Source organism: Legionella donaldsonii, assembly GCF_900452385.1.
In the GTDB taxonomy this organism is placed as follows: Bacteria; Pseudomonadota; Gammaproteobacteria; order Legionellales; family Legionellaceae; genus Tatlockia; species Tatlockia donaldsonii.
Window position 1 is genome coordinate 1,056,160 of the sequence record NZ_UGOA01000001.1, and the last position, 17,793, is coordinate 1,073,952.

Here is a 17,793-nt window from a genome sequence, read left to right on the forward strand (position 1 = left end):
ATTCACCTGTTTTTTAGCTGAGTTTCTCAAAATGCGTAGTCAATAAAATATTTCCTTAAACTTTAAGTCTTAGGATTGGCTCACTGTTAATCAAAAAGATCTAAAATAATGCGAGACCGCCAAGACCAAGGATTAGTTTACACACAACCAATACTAAATAATTACCAAAACACCCTTTTTTCTCGAGTGCCAATGGAACTCATGCAAATAATCAAGGAGTCCAGCCCTATTGCTAAAGCGTTACATCACGCAGCCTATGCACGGCAAGAAGATGTTACAGCCCTTCTAGCTTTGTTACAGTCTAATCCAAACCTACTCCTTCAAACTGGCAATGTAAAAACACCGGGTGGTCATGAAATAAGAGAGGTCACCATTTATGAGTTTTTATTAGGTGCAGGTGATTATGAACTGGCCAAGATGGTGCAGGGTTATTTTGCAGAAATAGATGGTGGCGAGGAAGAAAGAGTACGCCAATATGGGCGTTATAAACCGTATATTGACAACCTACTGAATCAGAAACCCTATGATTTATCTCCCTTAATTGAATTGATTAAAAAAGCGACTCCTCAAGAAATACAGGCCTTGCTCAACAAAGACAGGTCAGGTGAGACAGTGCTGTGTAAGGCCCTGGACCAATTCCGTAAAGATTGGGCTCCTCAAGTGTTGACTACACCCTGCATGCATTATAACTATGCTAGCCTGAAACATACTTTCGAGATACTTGCCCGTGAATGGGATAGTTTATATCAGACAAGTGGAAATAATTACGATATGATTGATTTAGTGTGGCGGCAATTGATAGGTTTTGAAATGAGACGCTTGCCTGGTATTGACCGATGCGTGATGGCACAGAGCCTTTACGGGGTAATAGAAGAGAATAAGGATTGCACGCGTTCCTACACATTTAAAGATTACTATTTGAAGCTCGCCCATGCATTTCCTATTACTGATTGCGACGATTCTTTTGATGGGCTAGGTGGGGATTTTTCAGTTAGTATATTTGCCGGGCGGGTGTTCGTGCGCGCAACCGACGCGCCCGGGTGGTGGCTTATTGGAAAACTTATGTCGAACAAAAACATCAAACTTGCAGAACTTATGCACCCACAGCCAGCCCATCAACAGAGCCCGTGTGTAATATTTTAAGCTGTTGACAAAGGCTGGATAGCGCGGCTGCATAGGCGGTCGCTTGTTCATCCCAGCTCGCATCATCTTATCTCATCCGATTACTTGAAAATTAAATATACAATCACTTTTAACCAATCGTTTTTTTCACACACCTAAAGAGAGAAATTTAAAACTGAATTTGCAGGTATTGATCCACGTTACGCGTAAACTTTATTCAGCGGCTACCTAACTATTTCGGTTTGCAAGACTACGAAACCCATGCATAATCTACATTACCTTATACAAAGGGAAGAGCCTTAAACATACAGGCAAAAATTTTATGGATAATCTTGACCAATATAAAGCTAAACTACTCGAATCAACAAATGACGTTGTTATCATTACAGATAACAATCTAGAAAACCCTGTAATTAAGTATGTCAATAAAGCTTTTGAGAAACTCACCGGTTTTACTAAGGAAGAAGCGATTGGCCAAACACCCCGTATTCTGCAGGGGCAAAAGACAGATAAAAATACATTGAGACGTATAAAAAGAGCAATGCCACTTAAAAAGTCTGTTAATTATGAGCTTCTTAACTACACTAAAAGTGGCGAAGAGTACTGGTTAGAATTTTCAGTCATTCCATTATTAAATGAGAGTGGGGAAGTTTCTTATTATGGTGCGATAGAGAGAGAGATTACTCAGCAGAAAAATTTGCATAACAATTTATATGAACTGGCGACTAAAGATTATCTTACCGGCGCTATTAATCGAAATCGTTTTTATGAAGTGGCTGCCATTTCTTTTGCTAGTTACCTGAGAGGCAACTTTAATATTGCGATCATGGTCATTGATATTGATAACTTTAAATCTGTTAATGATACCTATGGACATATAGAAGGTGATGAACAATTAAAGTTAGTTTCATCTGTATGCCTCAATAATATTAGGGCGACTGATTATTTATGTCGATTCGGTGGAGATGAGTTTATCATACTGATTCACGGACTGGACGGCAAAACTTTAAAAAATAAGGCAGATACAATTATTAATGCCATATTAAATAATGAGAAAGCTAAAGTAAGTATAAGTATTGGCGCCACCATAGTGGATAAAAAAGATACTAATATTGATAATTTAATTGCCAGGGCAGACAAAGCGTTATACGAGGCTAAAAAAAAACAGAAAGGGAGCTTCATTATTCTTTAGGCTAAAATTCTGTTGGATAATTGCCTCTCAAAGCAATGAAACTAAAATCTTTAACCCATCAAGATTTCAAATACAAGAGGTCGCTCTTTCGGATACCATCTATCTTAGTTGCTCGCAACCAGGATTTACCAGAGTATTGTGCTCAGACTTTTTTCCCCGATGTAAAAATGTTAATTGATTGGTTGCAAGTTCCCAAGGAAGAGCAACCTCATGGTCAATTACAGGCGAGATAAAGCGCCGGGCGGCACCTATTTTTTTACATTAGCCCTAAGAGATAGAAAATCCAATTGGCTCACGAGTTATATAACGTCTCCAGGATGCTCATGTGAATGACATTCATTTTAATCCGGTGAAACCCGGATTGGTAAAAGAAGTTATCGGCTGGCCTTACTCAAGCTTCCATCGCTATGTCAGGGAAGGTTTGTTACCAAAAAATTGGAGTGGAGAGTTCTTAGGGGGTGATTTTGATGAATGAGGTATAGGGCATTATGTTGAAATCCTGGTTGCACCCAGGCTTGTATCTTTAAAAAGTAGGCGGAAATGCTTAATCTCAAGGGCACTTGGGATGGGAGAAGAGAGCTTGATCCACAGGCAAGGCAAAAAGAGCCTGAAGCGTAGATTAGGCCCTTCTCCCCACTTATCAATCGACCGAACAGTATCTTAGGCCGCCCGTCAAAGAAGCCTGTATTCGCAAGCTTGGTCAACGATAAATAACCCCAAGTATTTTTACAGCCCATTGGAGATTAGCATGAGCGCATATGAATTTGTAGCAGTGGATATTGCCAAAGATAAATTGGATAGTTCTCTATGTATTAACAATCGCTATAAGCCTGCTGTTTTCGGCGATAGTCGTTTAAGAAAAGCTCTCTATATGGCTGCTTTGGTTGCCAGCGATATAACAAAGCTCTCCATTGCTTTGTAAACAGACTACAGCTAAAGGGTAAAACCCCAAAAACAATTATCTGTGCTTTTATGCGTAAACTAGCCCATATCATCTTTGGCGTTCTTAAAAATAACAAACCTTTTAATGAAAATTGGGCTTGCTTTTAAAGACAGTATCTACGCTTTCTTCTCTTGTCCTACAGGGATAACCAATCGCAATGGTCTTAAAGCCTTAAAATGCTCCCGCTCTTATAATCATCATTTATCCCCAATATGGCATTAGACCAATCTACCCTTATATTCTCGTCAGTACATTGACGTATCAATTTAATAATCAAAGTACATGCATTATCATGTTTTTCAAAGAGCGTTTCAGCTCCCAAGATAGTGCTTTCAAGCAAATCAGCGCATTGGTTATCAATTTCACCCATTTTCAACACGGGATCTCTGAGGCTTTCTATAGGGATATCCGGGCAGCTCATATATATTGTTTCGATCTGTAATTCGTAGGGATGGAGGGTTGTGGGGAATTTGGGTATGTCAGGACAGCCACAAAAGAACAAACAAGAGTAGGAAAAAGACTGTACGGTGGGGATGGCTACCGGTCTTACGGCTGTTACTAGAATTAGTTTATCTGGCCGTTGTAAAGCGAGTATAGGCTCTTGCGTATCTCTCGATATCCATAAGCTTACACTGGATTTTTCTGCTGGCTTGACCTCAACTTGACTTCTCATCATTTGACCTCTTGCTTAATTCATTGCTTTTCTTTTACTTCATGCCTGGCTTCGTCAGTGCTTAGGCGTTGAAAAAATGTACTCTCCTCCCCAGATAGTAGAAGAGATTATAACTTAATTACGAAGTGGTTTAAGAGTTATTTATAACCATAATGATCTGAGTTACAACAATATTGGGACGCAAAAATAGGAAAGCGCTGAAAATACATAATTTTGTCCAATCAGCCAAAAATAGTTACATTGTAGTAATGACATCTACATTGCGCAAATGGGAATTAATGTTGTCTGAAAATTGCCCCGACGCAAAACACCAGGCCTAACTGGGATAGTCAAATCTATTGGACCACGTCATTAATTGGTGCTCAAATAGAAAACCACAATCTATCTCTAAGTTAGACATAAGATGGTTGTATCGGCGATAATACTCTTTCTGGATACCTCGCAGCTAAGGATAGACTGAAATGTTCAGTAAAGAAAAATCTAAACATCCTAAATATAAAAATAGCCAATTAAATCAAAATCCTGAGGTTATTTTTCATGACCAGCATCATGAATCACTCGATAACGATTTACAATCATTATCAGCTAGAGACATTAGTCCGAGCAGTTTAAAAGGCAAAGAAAAGGAGTTACCCGTACCTGAAGATAGTTTGGGAACTTCTAAATTATCTAGAAAAAATTATGATCCCAAAATAAATCAAACGAGTTGGCATGGTAACGTTGGGAGTTCTTCTGGTAATCACTATCCTAAAGCGGCGCCGGCCGAGTCAAGAAGGAGAAATTTGTTTAGAAAGGCTGTATCCAAATCCTTTAGCAGCTTTTTTAAAAATAAAGACTCATCGAGAGCGACAGAAGAACCTGAACCTACTGAAGTCATACTTGAGGGACAGCGAATTCCCCTCAAAGTCTTTGAGGATAACAATGAGGTTACCCAAGGAGTCTTGACCACGATCGAGGACGAACTCACTGAAAGTGATGACAATAGTCTATCATCACCAAAGCGTCATTCACTGTTATTAGAAGACTTGGTTAACGAAGAAAGAAATCCGATTTTATATAGGGAAATTCTTGCATGGGAGCGTTTGAAAGAAAGAGGTGATAATCTCATCGAAATAGTAGAGGAATATCCTTGGCATACTGCTAATTCCATAAAATCATTATTTGATGCCAAATTACGCCAGAAAGTTGAACAGAGGCAAGTTCTTCAAATCGAATTAATTAGGACACTATGTAGAATTTTACACGTAGCATTTCAAAATTATCTTAAGCAAATAAAAGAAAAGGATCCTCAGGCTGAAGCAATGAAGAAATTTTTGCGCAATGCTATCAAATCAGCGATGCGTACTGATCTCTTTGATGAGTATCCTCCCTTTATAAGAAAATTTTTATACCATGACCAATTATCATTAATGCCAGATACGTTGGTCTATGATGATAGCATGCCTGATTCTTTTTATCGTAAAGAATTTGAGCAACGTGCATCGGTCCAATTGCGCTCCTGGAGATTTCCCGAAGCCAAATCTTATAAAGGTCTACTCATTCATACCCTGACTTTTCTGAAAGACAACATAGATCTTGAAACTTATAACGGAATCCTTGATCAATTGTTTGAGCTTATAGTTGAGGTTGGTATGGGTTTACGGGAGATCAATATGAAGACTTCGGAACTCCTATTAGATCTAAAGAAACCTGGACAAGTATTAGAACTTAAGATGTCAGAAGAGGAAAAGCCCAAACGCTTTGTTGCTTTAAGTACACAGTTGCATATGGCCACAAACGTTAAACAAGAAGTTATCAAGAAATTAGTGACTCTTATTCATAGCGAGTATTTAGCGCAAAAACTTTTACATCCTGATTTTAAGATTGATTTACCGCAATGTAGCGGGCTTGAGTCTGATATTTACTTTCCTGAAGGCAGTCATTTATTAATTGATATTCAGAAGACGATTGCAAATTTTATGAGTGAACATTCTAAATGGTTCAAGGGTTCAAGTCCTCGTTCAGGTTCAGTAATCGTTACAGCAAACTCACGAAATCTTGCGCTTATCTCGGAAGGGTTAGCTAACGCACTAAAAAATCAGTTAATGCCTTCAGGGCATGATTTGTACGTTGGGGCTTCGGCCAGCAATCTACTATTTTAGCCGATATCGTTTTATCCCTATGAATTTTAAAATTTTTTTAACGGGTGGAAAAATGAATTTTAGCCTAAATAGTTTTTGTTGGTTCGAATGTAATGAACCATCCCACGGACCTTTCCCTCAATTAGGAGAGGCACGATGAGAAAACCAACATTAAGCCACCTGTTGAATAAGCTAGCGTAGCCTGGTTGCTTGCAACCAGGATTTACCAGCGTATTGCGCTCAGACTTTTGTCCCCGATGTAAAAATGCTAATTGATTGGCTGCAAGTTCCCAAGGAAGAGCAACCTCATGGTCAATTGCCGGCGAGATAAAACGCCGGCACCTATTTTTTTACATTAGCCCTAAGAGATAGAAAATCAAATTGGCTCACGAGTTATATAACCTCTCTAGGATGTTCATGTGAATTACATTCATTTTAACCCCATGAAACACGGATTGGTAAAAGAAGTTATCGATTGGCCTAACTCGAGTTTCCATCGGTATGTCAGTGAAGGTTTGTTACCGAAAAATTGGAGTAGAGAGTCCTCCGGGTGTGATTTTGGTGAATGAAGTATAGGGAAGTAAATTGAAATCCTGGTTGCAAGCAACCAGGCTACGCTTGCTCCCACTTTTACAGATAAATGCGGGCTGGTGCAATTATATAAGCGAGCCGCAACAATTATTGTTTGACTTTTCAACAAAAACCGCTAATTGCTCCCCTATCATCCTTGTTCCATGCATCTTTTATAAAAAACGCATTAATAGCAAAAGTTATGGGTAATTAGCGCTTAGCCCCCACTGACTTTTGGAGATGTATCTGCAACGCAATCTTTGCTCGTGGGTTGAGATAAACCCATTTTTTTGAAAAACAGTATTCGATGGGGGGCAATTGACTCAAGATATTTAATTGCTATTTTTTCATTATTTGCAGCTTGGGCAGGTAAAGGATCTGGCTGATTGACCTCAATAGATTCTTGATTTTCATTATCCTGCTCGGCTGCTTCCTGCTCGGCTGCTTCCTGGGGTGCAAAGTCTGCTTCTGTCGTGGGTAAATCGGGTTCTTTCTCACCAATCATTGTTGCCCATTGAGAATCCTGCATCCAGTCCTCCGGGATATTATTTTGGTCGAAGGGCTCGAAATATCCTGGAAGTTGACCGTACGCATCTGTCATACGTGAATCAGCCTCTTCCTCAAAGTAGGCACTGTCTTCATCATCGGAATGTTCAAAAATAGCTGGGGGTTTAATCTTTTGTTTGACGTCTTTAGTAAACAAAATGCAAGAGATGCGGTGCCACAATTGCCTTACCTCTTCCGGAACTTCAATATCGGTATTACAATGCATGTAATTATCAAAATCAAATAAAAATACATCACCTTCTTCCAAGTCCACATAAAAACCTTCATGGCAAGAATTAGAACTGTTGTTAGTACGAACAAGAACCCCTGGAAAGAAAGTATAGCCGCCTTTATAGGATTTAGTTGCTGGCCCCTTTTGAGCCGGGTTAGATGGGTAAATAACAAATAATGGATTTAACCCCTTTATTCGTTTTTGGTTTTTATCCGTATGAGTTGTAGTTTGCTTGTCGAAATTAGCTTCCATGGTCAACAGATGGCGTGAACCACTCAGGGTAAATGCTTTGGCATATCCCAGATCTTCACAACGCTGTTGGTACTGATTTGGTGCCCATTGCTGGTACAGTGAATCTGCAATTTCTACAATCGGCTTCATCTCAGTTTCGATATCAGGCCTGGATTCAGAAAATAGCGTGGGCCTTACTCGCGCCATACTTGCTCCTACAATTCCAAAAGGCGCTGATCTGATTAACCGTTTTTGTTTCACATTGCTTTTTTCAACCTTGGATGACGCTCCAATTCTATTTAATGTGATTTGAGTGATACTGGAAATATCATTCCTAAGTTTATTGCTTATTAACTCGGGGGGGATAATGCCTCGACGATAAATACCAACTAATGTTCCTTTTTCGTCATAGAAGTTAGTGTCTTTATCAATTTTGATTGAGTTAGGAAATGGGCTATTAATAGTTTCACCGGGCTCTATCGTTTTTTCTTTATTTTCAATTAAGGTGACTGAAGCAATATCAGTACCTTCCAAACCTTTCAAAGAATCATCGCTCTCACTGCTAACATTTACCTGAGGCATCATGCGAAGCTTTTGAAATACCGGTTTTCTGGCGAGTTGATCGTAACTTGAGTTAAAGGCTGATTTTAATGATTTTGTAGTATTTTTATCAAAATTAAATCCCTGAAGAGACAAACTTTGTAAAATAACATCACCTAATTGACTTCCTGTATGCATTCGCAAATAGATGTTACACAAGAGGTGGTGTTGATATAAGTACATTAAATTTTGTACTGCAAGTGCCGGATTTTTTTTAGCTACCGACATGACTTGCGACTCGATATAATTGCGCCTTTTAACAGGATCTTTGTAGAGTTCGCTTCTAGGTAAACTATCCGCCATTTTTTTAACCGTAAATGGATAAGTAATATGGTGCGAGTAGGTGAACTTTCGTTTCAGTTCTTCTGGAAAGCCCTGTTTAATTTCTTTATGGGTATCGGCTCTTTTACCTATAGACGACACATGCTCCATGGAAAGGCGGCTGTAGTATCTTGCATTTTTTGCCAATATGATCTTTTGTTGCTCTTCCATTTCTGCGCTATTCGCCTTTTTCAACTCAATAAATTGAATTAAGTCAGGTGAAATGATTTTTCTTACTGCCGTGACCTTCTTGGTTTTTCCTTTGGTTTTTTCACCACTTTTTGCGCAAACCGTTGGCGCAGAATCTGCATCAGTTGCCTTTTCCTTGCTTTTCTCTGAATCTGCAAGAGGCCTATTGTCCGTCTTTATTTTTTTAGCGCGTCTTTTTGAATGGGCAGGGGTACTGGTAGCGGTGGCAGTCCAACTATCAGAAGGCTCTTTACGTTTGTTGGATTTTTGCTCATCTGAGCGTGGTGCAAATACGTAAGCAGCAGGCTTGGGCGCGTAAGACGCAGGAATCGGGTTATTTTCAGGAGCCAATATTTGACGGCATTCGTCAAGACATGTACTGATAAAAGCGGGGTTACCCGTTCTGTTGATACTTCCCAACACAGAATACAATTTAATTTTCAGGTTTATAAACTCTTCGCTGAGAGGAATACTTTCTGACAAGTATTCAGGTTGAACAGGATTAGGCCGGCTGGCAGGGGACTCATGCTTACTTTGCATTTTTAATTTACTCAAATGTCAATTTACATATTTTTTATAAAATAAAGTAGCAATAATACATTAAAGAAGGCATTCAGCAAATCATACAACCATTAAGATTATTTTTAAATCAAATTAGCCATTGGTTTTAAAGAATCGAACCTTGAATGATTCTAAGATGCTAAAACCCAAATACAAGAGCAAGCCTTTTACCAAGGCATTATTCCCTATAAAATTTTGAGATTTTAGATTTTGCATCAGGGCACAAGCTAGCGTAGCCTGGTTGCTTGCAACCAGGATTTACCAGCGGATTGCGTTCAGACTTTTGCTCCCGATGTAAAAATGTTAATTGATCAGCTAGCGTAGCCTGGTTGCTTGCAACCAGGATTGACCAGCGTATGGCGCTCAGACTTTTGCCCCCGATATAAAAATGTTAATTGATCAGCTAGCGTAGCCTGGTTGCTTGCAACCAGGATTTACCAGCGTATTGCGCTCAGACTTTTGTCCCCGATGTAAAAATGTTAATTGATTGGCTGCAAGTTCCCAAGGAAGAGCAACCTCATGGTCAATTGCAGGCGAGATAAAACGCCGGCACCTATTTTTTTACATTAGCCCTAAGAGATAGAAAATCAAATTGGCTCACGAGTTATGTAACCTCTCTAGGATGTTCATGTGAATTACATACATTTTAACCCGGTGAAACCCAGATTGGTAAAAGAAGTTATCGGCTGGCCTTACTCAAGTTTCCATCGCTATGTCAGTGAAGGTTTGTAACCAAAAAATTGGAGTGGAGAGTTCTTAGGGGAGGGGAATGAGGTATAGGGAGTTAAATTGAAATCCTGGTTGCAAGCAACCAGGCTTCGATTGCTGCCTATAGGTTCTCAATATACGTAGTATCCATAAGGTTGTCTAAATGAGACATATCGTAATCTTTCTAGTTAAATTTTCGCACAATTATCTAGGAGAATATTTAAATGTTAGAAAGAAAAGAAAGAATTCCAGCAGCTAATTCTGGCTGTTCGCAGCAAACAATCGCTTTTATCGAGTTAACCGGCGGTAAGAAATTTAATATAAAGAATGTATCGCAACGTCCGTTAAAGGAAGTTCTTGATCAAATAAAGCTTGATACCGGTAGACAAATAATAATAAAAGAAGAATCGGCTCTTGCATGTATCGGGATAGTTAAATACGATGCGCCACTTGGATACGCTCTTTTTGCCAACAAGAATATCAAAAAGAATCAAATATTATTTAACTATGGCGGCATTGAAGGAAACATCAAAGGATTAACAACTCAATACTTGTTAGAGGTTGGTGCAGGACAATGTTTAGATGCAGAGCACCAAGGTGATCTGGGTTCATTATGTATGCATTTATTTGATCCAATTCAACTTCAAGGCATGACCCCAGTGAAAATAGATGAAACACAGTATAAAGACATACAATTCCATAATCTACGCCATGAAGTTATTCAAACAAATTATGGGGTTGATAAGCGGTTTCATGCCAGAGAAGATATTCCCAGAGGAGCGATATTGGGATTTTCCTACGGTTATACCTATTGGTTTAGACAGAAAGTATCTCCTCTGTTAATGTCAAAAAATGGAAATCCAATCATTAATCTATCTGTAAAGGAGCCTTTATTTTGCTTGCGCAGTGAGAATCAATTGGAGACAGGCTCTATTGTTTATAGTAAGGAAAATTTACTTTATAATTTTAATCGATTCCGAAACAAGAAATTATGTGTGTTTTGGCCTCCAGAAATCAGCCAACCAGTGGTTTATGCCAATAATTTCATCATACAAGCTTTATTAGAAAAGAAATCCTATTCATCGGTTTTTGTGTATATCGATGTAAAAGATATTAGTCTAGAATTGAAAAAAGCTCTGGAGAGAGGTACAAACATGATTGAATTGCCATTAAGTATCTATGCTGAGCATGGTCAAGTTGGTCCTTTTGCGGATTGCTATTTGACAGATGATGAAATGTCCGAAATTAATGCGATTGCCCCGCACTATCTACCAAGTTAAGTTAAGTCAGCAATGTGGCCCATAGCAATCAAGCTATGGGGCTTATTGTATTAAATATTAACAAAGAGAATTTCTGTTATTCATTTTGAACCGTTCGGCTGAGGAGCACTGCCATTGACTTAAGGAATGCATCCAGAGCGAAACGAAAGAGCTCTCGCAAAGCGCATTGCGCCACAGTAGAGAGAGCCTTCGTCGCGAGATCGCTCTTTCGGATAGGCTATATATAAGTTTTTTAGCCATCTATCTTAGTTGCTCGCAACCAGGATTTACCAGGGTATTGTGCTCAGATTTTTTTCCCCGATGTAAAAATGTTAATTGATTGGTTGCAAGTTCCTAAGGAAGAGCAACCTCATGGTCAATTACAGGCGAGATAAAAACGCCGGGCGGCACCTGTTTTTTTACATTAGCCCTAAGAGATAGAAAATCAAATTGGCTCAGGAGTTATATAACCTCTCCAGGATGTTCATGTGAATGACATTCATTTTAATCCGGTGAAACACGGATTGGTAAAAGAAGTTATCGACTGGCCTTACTCAAGTTTCCATCGCTATGTCAGTGAAGGTTTGTTACCGAAAAATTGGAGTAGAGAGTTCTCAGGGTTTTGATTTTGGTGATGAGATATAGGGAATTAAATTGAAATCCTGGTTGCAAGCAACCAGGCTACGCTAGATGACTGCTAGAGTCCATACCCAGGATAAGTAAGTAATTTCACACTGTTATCTTCAGGACCTTCACTATTGGATGATAATAGGGAGGTGGCAGAACGTGTAATTAAAGAGCCTACCGCCATAAAAGGAGATAAAACTGTAAGAACACCGTAAGCTAATGTAAGTGCAAGATGATAACCAGTGTATGACATACTTTCTACAAAAGGCTCGGTTTCTGGAAGGAACGACATGAGAACCATTTTTCCGAAATAAGCTATAGTTCCCACTGCATGGCCTAATGTCATAATACCGTTTTCTAAAGTATCCGTAACCGGTCTGGCCAAAGATTTAAAAAATTCAGATTTTGATCCATAAGGACTAAAAAAAACTGGCATTGTGTTTAGAGCTAATTTAACTCTAGAGGTTAAGTGAAAGCATAAATTTTCATCATCATACTTGCTTCGAAGTTCGTCATCGCTCAAAATTTCATAAGCTTTATTAATTTCTTTGAATTTTTCTGCGGCTGTTGCGTTATCAGGATTTTTATCAGGGTGAAATTGAGGCGCTAATTTTTTATAAGCGTTTTTTATTTCTTCTTTAGAGGCTGTAACTTGAACGCCTAAAGTTTCGTAGAGTGTTGTCATTTACAATTATTCTCGCTTTTTATTTGTGAGCTAGTATGGATAAAAGATTTTAACTCAATATTAAGTATCTCTTCAAAGTTTAAAATTCCCTTTGTGACGTGCGTTGAAATCCTGGTTGTAAGCAACATCGATAAGACTCTCTCAAAATTCTCTTTGTTACTTCAACACCCCCAATAAATCTTCAGGGACTTATATACTGCGGTCTGTTTGTTGATTGTTTTAAGGCCACAGTGTAAAATAATTACCCCATAAGAGCCTCTTAAAAACGCGAACTGTAATAAAGGTAATCTAATATGCCACTACGAAGAAACTTGCCCAAATTAGTTATTAATCAAAATCCTTCTGAATATACCTATCCGTTTACATCTAAAGAGCGAGAAAAATTAAAAACAGATGGTTCTATTTTTTTATCAAGGAGCCGATTTCTACCTGAGATAAACCAAAATATGCCTTCAGGATTAAGGGTGCCTATAGCAACCAACGGCGTGTATTTTTTTGGACAAAGCGGAGTAAAAAATAGTTTTAATAACGGACCCTATAAAGGTAGAACAATTAGAGACGCAGCTTTAGAGGCGTATGTTGCACGAAGTTATTCCCCACTGAAGTTCCATTACGTCGAAAGGAAAGTTGGTAGTAATACTGTTAAGGTCGCAGAAAACAATCGAACGCTAACTTTCTTTTCTATGTTGGGAATTTCTCCTGTCGATCCAATTTGCAAAACCGGTGTTTCGTCGCATGAAAAGGCTGTTACCAAGAATAGCAAGGGGATGGAAAAAGGTTATTCGGACACTATCTTGGTCAGAGGAATGTCACTTACCGATAGTTAAGGTCGAGATTGGGTAATACGGGAGATAATTGCTATAAAGCTGAAATTCTGGGAATTTATCGTAACTTAGTGATTCTCATGGTGGCCAGAGGCAGAATCGAACTGCCGACACGAGGATTCTCAGTCACCCCCTTCAATTATAGTTGATTGATTTTATTATAAATTTTATCGCAGGAAACCACTGCAAATGTCCTACGATGTATAACAGTGTCGTACTCAGATACGCAAAATTTCCACAGCGACCTCTTTCCTTCTTAGTCAAATAATCGAATGAAAACCTGACCTACAGCGGTTAATAGTTCATAGAAAAATCAGTATTACTTCGGATTTTCGATCTCATTTTGGGTTGTTTTTGAAGACGGTGATTCAGTCGCTTTAAAAGGACTATGGGGTCAGGCCCTGACCCATTGTACTCTGCTAACTTGATTGTTGATCGCCTCCTCACAAGCACTCTAAGTGCAAAAAATACGTAGACCATCTCATATTTTCTTCACCGCAAGAGAGCAAAATTAACAATAAGCTTAAATTTTAATCTTTATGGTGCAATCATGAAATTTGAAATTCAAGACATTGAAAATTGGCTTTTTAATATGAATGGTGCAACACCACCTAGTGGCGCAAAACTCCCTCATTCAAGACTTTACGGGCGTCAACAGCAGTTTTATGCACCTAAACAGGAAACGTCCTCTTTGGAATCTGTAGGTGATGGTGTTGTTTCTAAGCGCGTGCAAATTCATTCTGGTGGTGTAACGGATATAAGAATAGCGGCAGGAAAAAGGGGAGCTGTTGCCACATCAAATAATGGTGACTTACTGACTGGTTGTGGTTTTGCTGTTGCCAAAGCAATAATTAATGCAGCCGGTGCTGGATTGCAGACGGAAGTATATAACCGCTACGGCGTTCCTGGAGTCATGGAAACCCCTCAGTATGGTAAAGACAACTATGGTAAGAGTGAAGGCAGAGGGTATGCTATCAGTTGTGACTCTTATGACATGAGAGCTACTCATAATATCGATAAAATTGAAATGCTTACTGTTCCTTATTTAGTCGGTAAAGAAAACGAGGACGGTGTAGAAAACATGTACTATGAAGCTTTTGTTCATAACAAAGATTTAGATTACATGATAGTTCCTATGGCTGGTATGAGTCATCCTCTTCTCGAAAATAGCTCTGATAAAAGTGCTCGATTGACAATGAATGCTTTCGAAAGGTTCGTTCGTGATTATCCAGACTCAAAGCTAAATCTTGTATGTGCCATTTTTAATGATAAACAGGCAGAGGAAAATTATAAAAAGCACGTAGTTGCTAAGGATGCAATTTTAGCAAAAGAGTTAGAGGCTCAACATAAACAAAATCCTGTTCACGCTCAACCGGTTGTTGCTCATGTTAAACCAACTTCGTCAAGTCCAGTTGAAGAGAAAAGCGAAGGATCAAAATTTATACACCAAAGCTCTGATACTGATTATTTCGTTACTGGCGTTGAAAAGCATGGCAACGGTTATAAAATACATGGAGCAAATGACAAAGGTGAGCCTCGTTATGTCATTATCGACGAACAGGGAAATGCCAGAGGCCACAATGGTCCTCAGCTGGGTTATGTTGAAAAGCAATTGTTTACTAATAGGAAAGCAATTTTCAAACAGTATGGTATTGACGAACCGAAACCCCATCAGAAACAAGGTGCTCAGCAAGTAAATAAGTGGGCAAGTTTTAAAGAAGCTCATACCTTGCAGTCAAGCGCGGCAAAAGATAAAGCTGAGAATATCAAATGGGCAAATGTTGCAAATAAGTTGGGTTACCTTGATGCATGGGTTTTTGATGTTAAAGATTCCCACAAAGCGTTTTCTTTCAAGGATGGGAGTCAAGCAGCTCTTTTTGCAAAGAAATTTCCTCATGTAGCTACTTATCAAGAAGGAGACTATCATAAAGTTGTTTTAAATAAATCTCAGCTCAATAATCTTTTACAACCAGCTATAAAATCTAATCTGAGTCAACCAAACGTTGTTGCGGCTCAACCGAATGCGGGAATGCAATCTTTGTTTGAGAAATCTCAACATCAAGACAAGCAACGCAATATTCATTTAGCAGAAGCTATAAAAAAGGTTGGTTATAACAATGTAATGGTTTTCGATTGCAAAGATAGCAAAGGTTCACCCTACAAAGAGTTTTCTTTTAAAGATGGGAAGCAAGCAGCTGATTTTGCCAAGCTTGCTCATGCAGCTACTGCTCAGGCTGGAGGTTATCATCAGGTAATTTTAAGCAAACAGCAAGTTTTAACATTGCAACATAAATTACAAAGCCGCGAGGCTTTCCTACACTCATCTAAATTTGATGAGCATGTAACTGGATTTAAGGCAAAAACGAAAGAAATGAGCGCTAATACGAAAGAAAACGCCAATTATGCTAATGCCCATCCAATAGCTGCTCAATTTTGTTCTGGTTTGGAGGCTGCAGGTAGAAGATATTTAAAAACAGGTGATAAACAAGCCCTGAAATCTGAATGCCAACATCTCTGCAGTAAGGCAAGAAACTCCTCATTGAAAGATCACCGAGAATGGACAGGGGCGATTGCAAAATTTGTAATTGATGTTTTATCAGGCATAACGCTAGGACTAACGAATAGATTGAGTATGTTTACGAGAACTGATAGTGTTAAAAAAGTAGATGATTTCGAACAGACTGTTGTTAATAATCTATCTCTAAATTAACAAGCGCCGCTATTTTTCAAAACACTATGTTTATAGTTTTGAGGTGTTCTAGGTCCCGAAGATTTCCCGAAATAGGATTTTTGAAAAATCAGATATCGATCGTAATTTATTGATTCTCATGGTGGCCAGAGGCAGAATCGAACTGCCGACACGAGGATTTTCAGTCCTCTGCTCTACCGACTGAGCTATCTGGCCGCGAGAGGTTGCTATTAAACTCCGAGAACGTTTCCGAGTCAAGGGGAGTTAATTATTTTTTTTGTAAAAAATAATCCCTGGCAAAATGGTTGAATAACAGGCAATCGGAAAGAGCTAATTTTGCTCTATTTTTAGCGCTTGTGTTGTTCAGGGGAGACAAGAATGTCAGGTAGACTCCATCAAAGCGGCCCGCTCGATGTCATGGCTTTACTTCGCGTTTTGACGCAATTGCTTTTGATAAGCAACCGCAATCTGGGCTCCCAAGAGAGCGTTGTTTTTAATCAACTCAATGTTCGCTTTTAAACTTTGACCGGCTGTTAACTCAGTAATGCGTTCCAGCAAAAAAGGCGTAATCGCCTTTCCAGTGACCTGTTTAGCTTCTTTTTGTGCCTGCTTGATGATTGGAATGATTTTATCGACGGGTATTTCTGCCTGTTTGGGGATAGGATTGGCAATCACGATGCCGTTATTGATAGCGAGTTTGCACTGGTAATGCATTAAATTGGCAATGTCCTCAGGGCTATCGAGACGATGGACAAGCGGTATACCGCTTGAGTGGCTATAAAATGCCGGAAATTCATCAGTCTTGTAACCAACTACCGCAACACCATGCGTTTCTAACATTTCCAGTGTTTTGGGTAAATCGAGAATCGATTTTGCGCCTGAACAAATGACAGTGACTGGCGTGCTGGATAATTCAATTAAATCGGCTGAAACATCAAAGCTTTCATTAGCATGCTGATGGACGCCGCCAATGCCGCCTGTGGCAAACAGCGGCAAACCGGCTAAATTGGCACAAAACATCGTGGCGGCTACTGTCGTGCTGGCTGTTTTTTTACGACTTAAGACAAAGGCCAGATCTCGCCGTGATGCTTTGACGACTTCGTCGCAATTCGCCAAATGCTCCATGAGTTTTTGATCAATCCCAATATGAATTTTTCCTTGATAAAGGGCGATGGTAGCGGGTATGGCACCATTATCGCGAATGAGTTGTTCCACCGCAGCGGCAGTCGCTAAATTATCTGGATAGGGCATGCCGTGCGAAATAATGGTGGATTCCAACACCACAATGGGTTGTTGATTATTTAGTCCATCACGGACTTCTTTGCCAATATGCAACAACTCATGAAACATGGTGCTTAACCTTCTTCTTTGGGCACGAAACCGGATGGTATGGCTGATCCCTCACCAAAAAAATATTTTTGCATTTCATCATGAAGGAATTCACGTGCTTTCGGATCAATTAAACTCAAACGGTATTCATTAATAAGCATTGTTTGGTGAGACAGCCACATTTTCCATGCCTGCTTTGAAATATGATTAAAAATTCGCTCACCCAAGGGGCCAGGAAACGGCGCTTTATCTAATCCTTCGGCTTCCTGGTTTAATTTTGCGCAAAAAACATGTCTTGTCATAAGGGCCTTGACTCAAAATTGGTAAGAAGTCGATTATGCGGCAATGCTATTCTATCGGCAATGCTAATGA

15 protein-coding genes and 1 tRNA gene are annotated in these 17,793 nt (G+C 39.3%); 10 read left to right on the forward strand and 6 right to left on the reverse strand.

Features of this window, described 5'->3' with window-relative positions; all coding sequences use genetic code 11:
* Window positions 1-201 precede the first annotated feature (201 nt).
* The 4 genes from DYC89_RS05005 to DYC89_RS16400 all read left to right on the forward strand — a co-directional run bounded on the left by DYC89_RS05005 (window position 202) and on the right by DYC89_RS16400 (window position 3,236).
* The gene (locus DYC89_RS05005) at window positions 202-1,143 is read left to right on the forward strand and encodes a hypothetical protein (RefSeq protein WP_245953952.1); all 942 of its coding nucleotides are present in this window, start codon (window positions 202-204) and stop codon (window positions 1,141-1,143) included.
* A 301-nt stretch (window positions 1,144-1,444) separates the two neighbouring features.
* Window positions 1,445-2,314, forward strand: coding sequence for a sensor domain-containing diguanylate cyclase (locus tag DYC89_RS05010; RefSeq protein WP_115220778.1), 870 nt, complete (start codon window positions 1,445-1,447; stop codon window positions 2,312-2,314).
* 325 nt (window positions 2,315-2,639) lie between these two features.
* Window positions 2,640-2,789: a hypothetical protein gene (locus tag DYC89_RS16600; RefSeq protein WP_220271767.1), complete on the forward strand. Its 150-nt coding sequence runs from the start codon at window positions 2,640-2,642 to the stop codon at window positions 2,787-2,789.
* Between the two features lie 273 nt (window positions 2,790-3,062).
* A complete protein-coding gene (locus tag DYC89_RS16400; RefSeq protein ID WP_147285476.1) occupies window positions 3,063-3,236 on the forward strand; it encodes an IS110 family transposase in 174 nt (57 codons plus the stop codon).
* A 184-nt stretch (window positions 3,237-3,420) separates the two neighbouring features.
* On the opposite strand, the gene DYC89_RS05020 is transcribed toward DYC89_RS16400, so the two are convergent.
* Entirely contained in the window at window positions 3,421-3,933 is a 513-nt protein-coding gene (locus DYC89_RS05020; RefSeq protein ID WP_115220779.1) for a hypothetical protein, read from the reverse strand.
* A 458-nt stretch (window positions 3,934-4,391) separates the two neighbouring features.
* Between DYC89_RS05020 and DYC89_RS05025 the strand changes: the two genes are divergently transcribed.
* Both DYC89_RS05025 and DYC89_RS05030 read left to right on the forward strand, forming a co-directional pair.
* Window positions 4,392-6,071: a hypothetical protein gene (locus DYC89_RS05025; RefSeq protein ID WP_115220780.1), complete on the forward strand. Its 1,680-nt coding sequence runs from the start codon at window positions 4,392-4,394 to the stop codon at window positions 6,069-6,071.
* Between the two features lie 398 nt (window positions 6,072-6,469).
* Window positions 6,470-6,619, forward strand: a complete 150-nt coding sequence (locus DYC89_RS05030; RefSeq protein ID WP_220271768.1) for a hypothetical protein — start codon at window positions 6,470-6,472, stop codon at window positions 6,617-6,619.
* 218 nt (window positions 6,620-6,837) lie between these two features.
* Here the strand turns inward: DYC89_RS05030 and DYC89_RS05035 are convergent, their stop codons facing one another.
* The gene (locus DYC89_RS05035) at window positions 6,838-9,279 is read right to left on the reverse strand and encodes a hypothetical protein (protein ID WP_115220781.1); all 2,442 of its coding nucleotides are present in this window, start codon (window positions 9,277-9,279) and stop codon (window positions 6,838-6,840) included.
* A gap of 953 nt (window positions 9,280-10,232) precedes the next feature.
* On the opposite strand from DYC89_RS05035, the gene DYC89_RS05045 reads away from it, so the two are divergent.
* Both DYC89_RS05045 and DYC89_RS05050 read left to right on the forward strand, forming a co-directional pair.
* The gene (locus DYC89_RS05045) at window positions 10,233-11,288 is read left to right on the forward strand and encodes a hypothetical protein (RefSeq protein ID WP_115220782.1); all 1,056 of its coding nucleotides are present in this window, start codon (window positions 10,233-10,235) and stop codon (window positions 11,286-11,288) included.
* 467 nt (window positions 11,289-11,755) lie between these two features.
* A complete protein-coding gene (locus DYC89_RS05050) occupies window positions 11,756-11,893 on the forward strand; it encodes a hypothetical protein (RefSeq protein ID WP_220271769.1) in 138 nt (45 codons plus the stop codon).
* A 71-nt stretch (window positions 11,894-11,964) separates the two neighbouring features.
* Here the strand turns inward: DYC89_RS05050 and DYC89_RS16880 are convergent, their stop codons facing one another.
* Entirely contained in the window at window positions 11,965-12,579 is a 615-nt protein-coding gene (locus tag DYC89_RS16880; protein ID WP_115220783.1) for a J domain-containing protein, read from the reverse strand.
* Window positions 12,580-12,872: 293 nt separating this feature from the next.
* On the opposite strand from DYC89_RS16880, the gene DYC89_RS05060 reads away from it, so the two are divergent.
* Together DYC89_RS05060 and DYC89_RS05065 are read left to right on the forward strand one after the other, a co-directional pair.
* Complete coding sequence (locus DYC89_RS05060; protein ID WP_115220784.1) at window positions 12,873-13,406, forward strand: hypothetical protein; 534 nt, start codon at window positions 12,873-12,875, stop codon at window positions 13,404-13,406.
* A gap of 547 nt (window positions 13,407-13,953) precedes the next feature.
* Window positions 13,954-16,113, forward strand: coding sequence for a hypothetical protein (locus DYC89_RS05065; protein WP_115220785.1), 2,160 nt, complete (start codon window positions 13,954-13,956; stop codon window positions 16,111-16,113).
* A gap of 119 nt (window positions 16,114-16,232) precedes the next feature.
* On the opposite strand, the gene DYC89_RS05070 is transcribed toward DYC89_RS05065, so the two are convergent.
* The 3 genes from DYC89_RS05070 to DYC89_RS05080 all read right to left on the reverse strand — a co-directional run bounded on the left by DYC89_RS05070 (window position 16,233) and on the right by DYC89_RS05080 (window position 17,723).
* Window positions 16,233-16,308, reverse strand: a tRNA-Phe gene (locus tag DYC89_RS05070).
* A gap of 207 nt (window positions 16,309-16,515) precedes the next feature.
* Window positions 16,516-17,442: a pseudouridine-5'-phosphate glycosidase gene (locus DYC89_RS05075; RefSeq protein WP_115220786.1), complete on the reverse strand. Its 927-nt coding sequence runs from the start codon at window positions 17,440-17,442 to the stop codon at window positions 16,516-16,518.
* A 5-nt stretch (window positions 17,443-17,447) separates the two neighbouring features.
* A complete protein-coding gene (locus tag DYC89_RS05080) occupies window positions 17,448-17,723 on the reverse strand; it encodes an oxidative damage protection protein (RefSeq protein WP_115220787.1) in 276 nt (91 codons plus the stop codon).
* Between the last annotated feature and the right edge of the window lie 70 nt (window positions 17,724-17,793).

What these genes read in the sequence shown, in the direction of transcription:
- DYC89_RS05025 (WP_115220780.1), top strand. Translation starts at nt 4,392, where the DNA reads ATGTTCAGTAAAGAAAAATCTAAACATCCTAAATATAAAAATAGCCAA.
- DYC89_RS05045 (WP_115220782.1), top strand. Translation starts at nt 10,233, where the DNA reads ATGTTAGAAAGAAAAGAAAGAATTCCAGCAGCTAATTCTGGCTGTTCG.
- DYC89_RS05080 (WP_115220787.1), bottom strand. Translation starts at nt 17,723, where the DNA reads ATGACAAGACATGTTTTTTGCGCAAAATTAAACCAGGAAGCCGAAGGA.
- DYC89_RS16880 (WP_115220783.1), bottom strand. Translation starts at nt 12,579, where the DNA reads ATGACAACACTCTACGAAACTTTAGGCGTTCAAGTTACAGCCTCTAAA.
- DYC89_RS05075 (WP_115220786.1), bottom strand. Translation starts at nt 17,442, where the DNA reads ATGTTTCATGAGTTGTTGCATATTGGCAAAGAAGTCCGTGATGGACTA.
- DYC89_RS05010 (WP_115220778.1), top strand. Translation starts at nt 1,445, where the DNA reads ATGGATAATCTTGACCAATATAAAGCTAAACTACTCGAATCAACAAAT.
- DYC89_RS05005 (WP_245953952.1), top strand. Translation starts at nt 202, where the DNA reads ATGCAAATAATCAAGGAGTCCAGCCCTATTGCTAAAGCGTTACATCAC.
- DYC89_RS16400 (WP_147285476.1), top strand. Translation starts at nt 3,063, where the DNA reads ATGAGCGCATATGAATTTGTAGCAGTGGATATTGCCAAAGATAAATTG.
- DYC89_RS05060 (WP_115220784.1), top strand. Translation starts at nt 12,873, where the DNA reads ATGCCACTACGAAGAAACTTGCCCAAATTAGTTATTAATCAAAATCCT.
- DYC89_RS05020 (WP_115220779.1), bottom strand. Translation starts at nt 3,933, where the DNA reads ATGATGAGAAGTCAAGTTGAGGTCAAGCCAGCAGAAAAATCCAGTGTA.
- DYC89_RS05065 (WP_115220785.1), top strand. Translation starts at nt 13,954, where the DNA reads ATGAAATTTGAAATTCAAGACATTGAAAATTGGCTTTTTAATATGAAT.
- DYC89_RS05035 (WP_115220781.1), bottom strand. Translation starts at nt 9,279, where the DNA reads ATGCAAAGTAAGCATGAGTCCCCTGCCAGCCGGCCTAATCCTGTTCAA.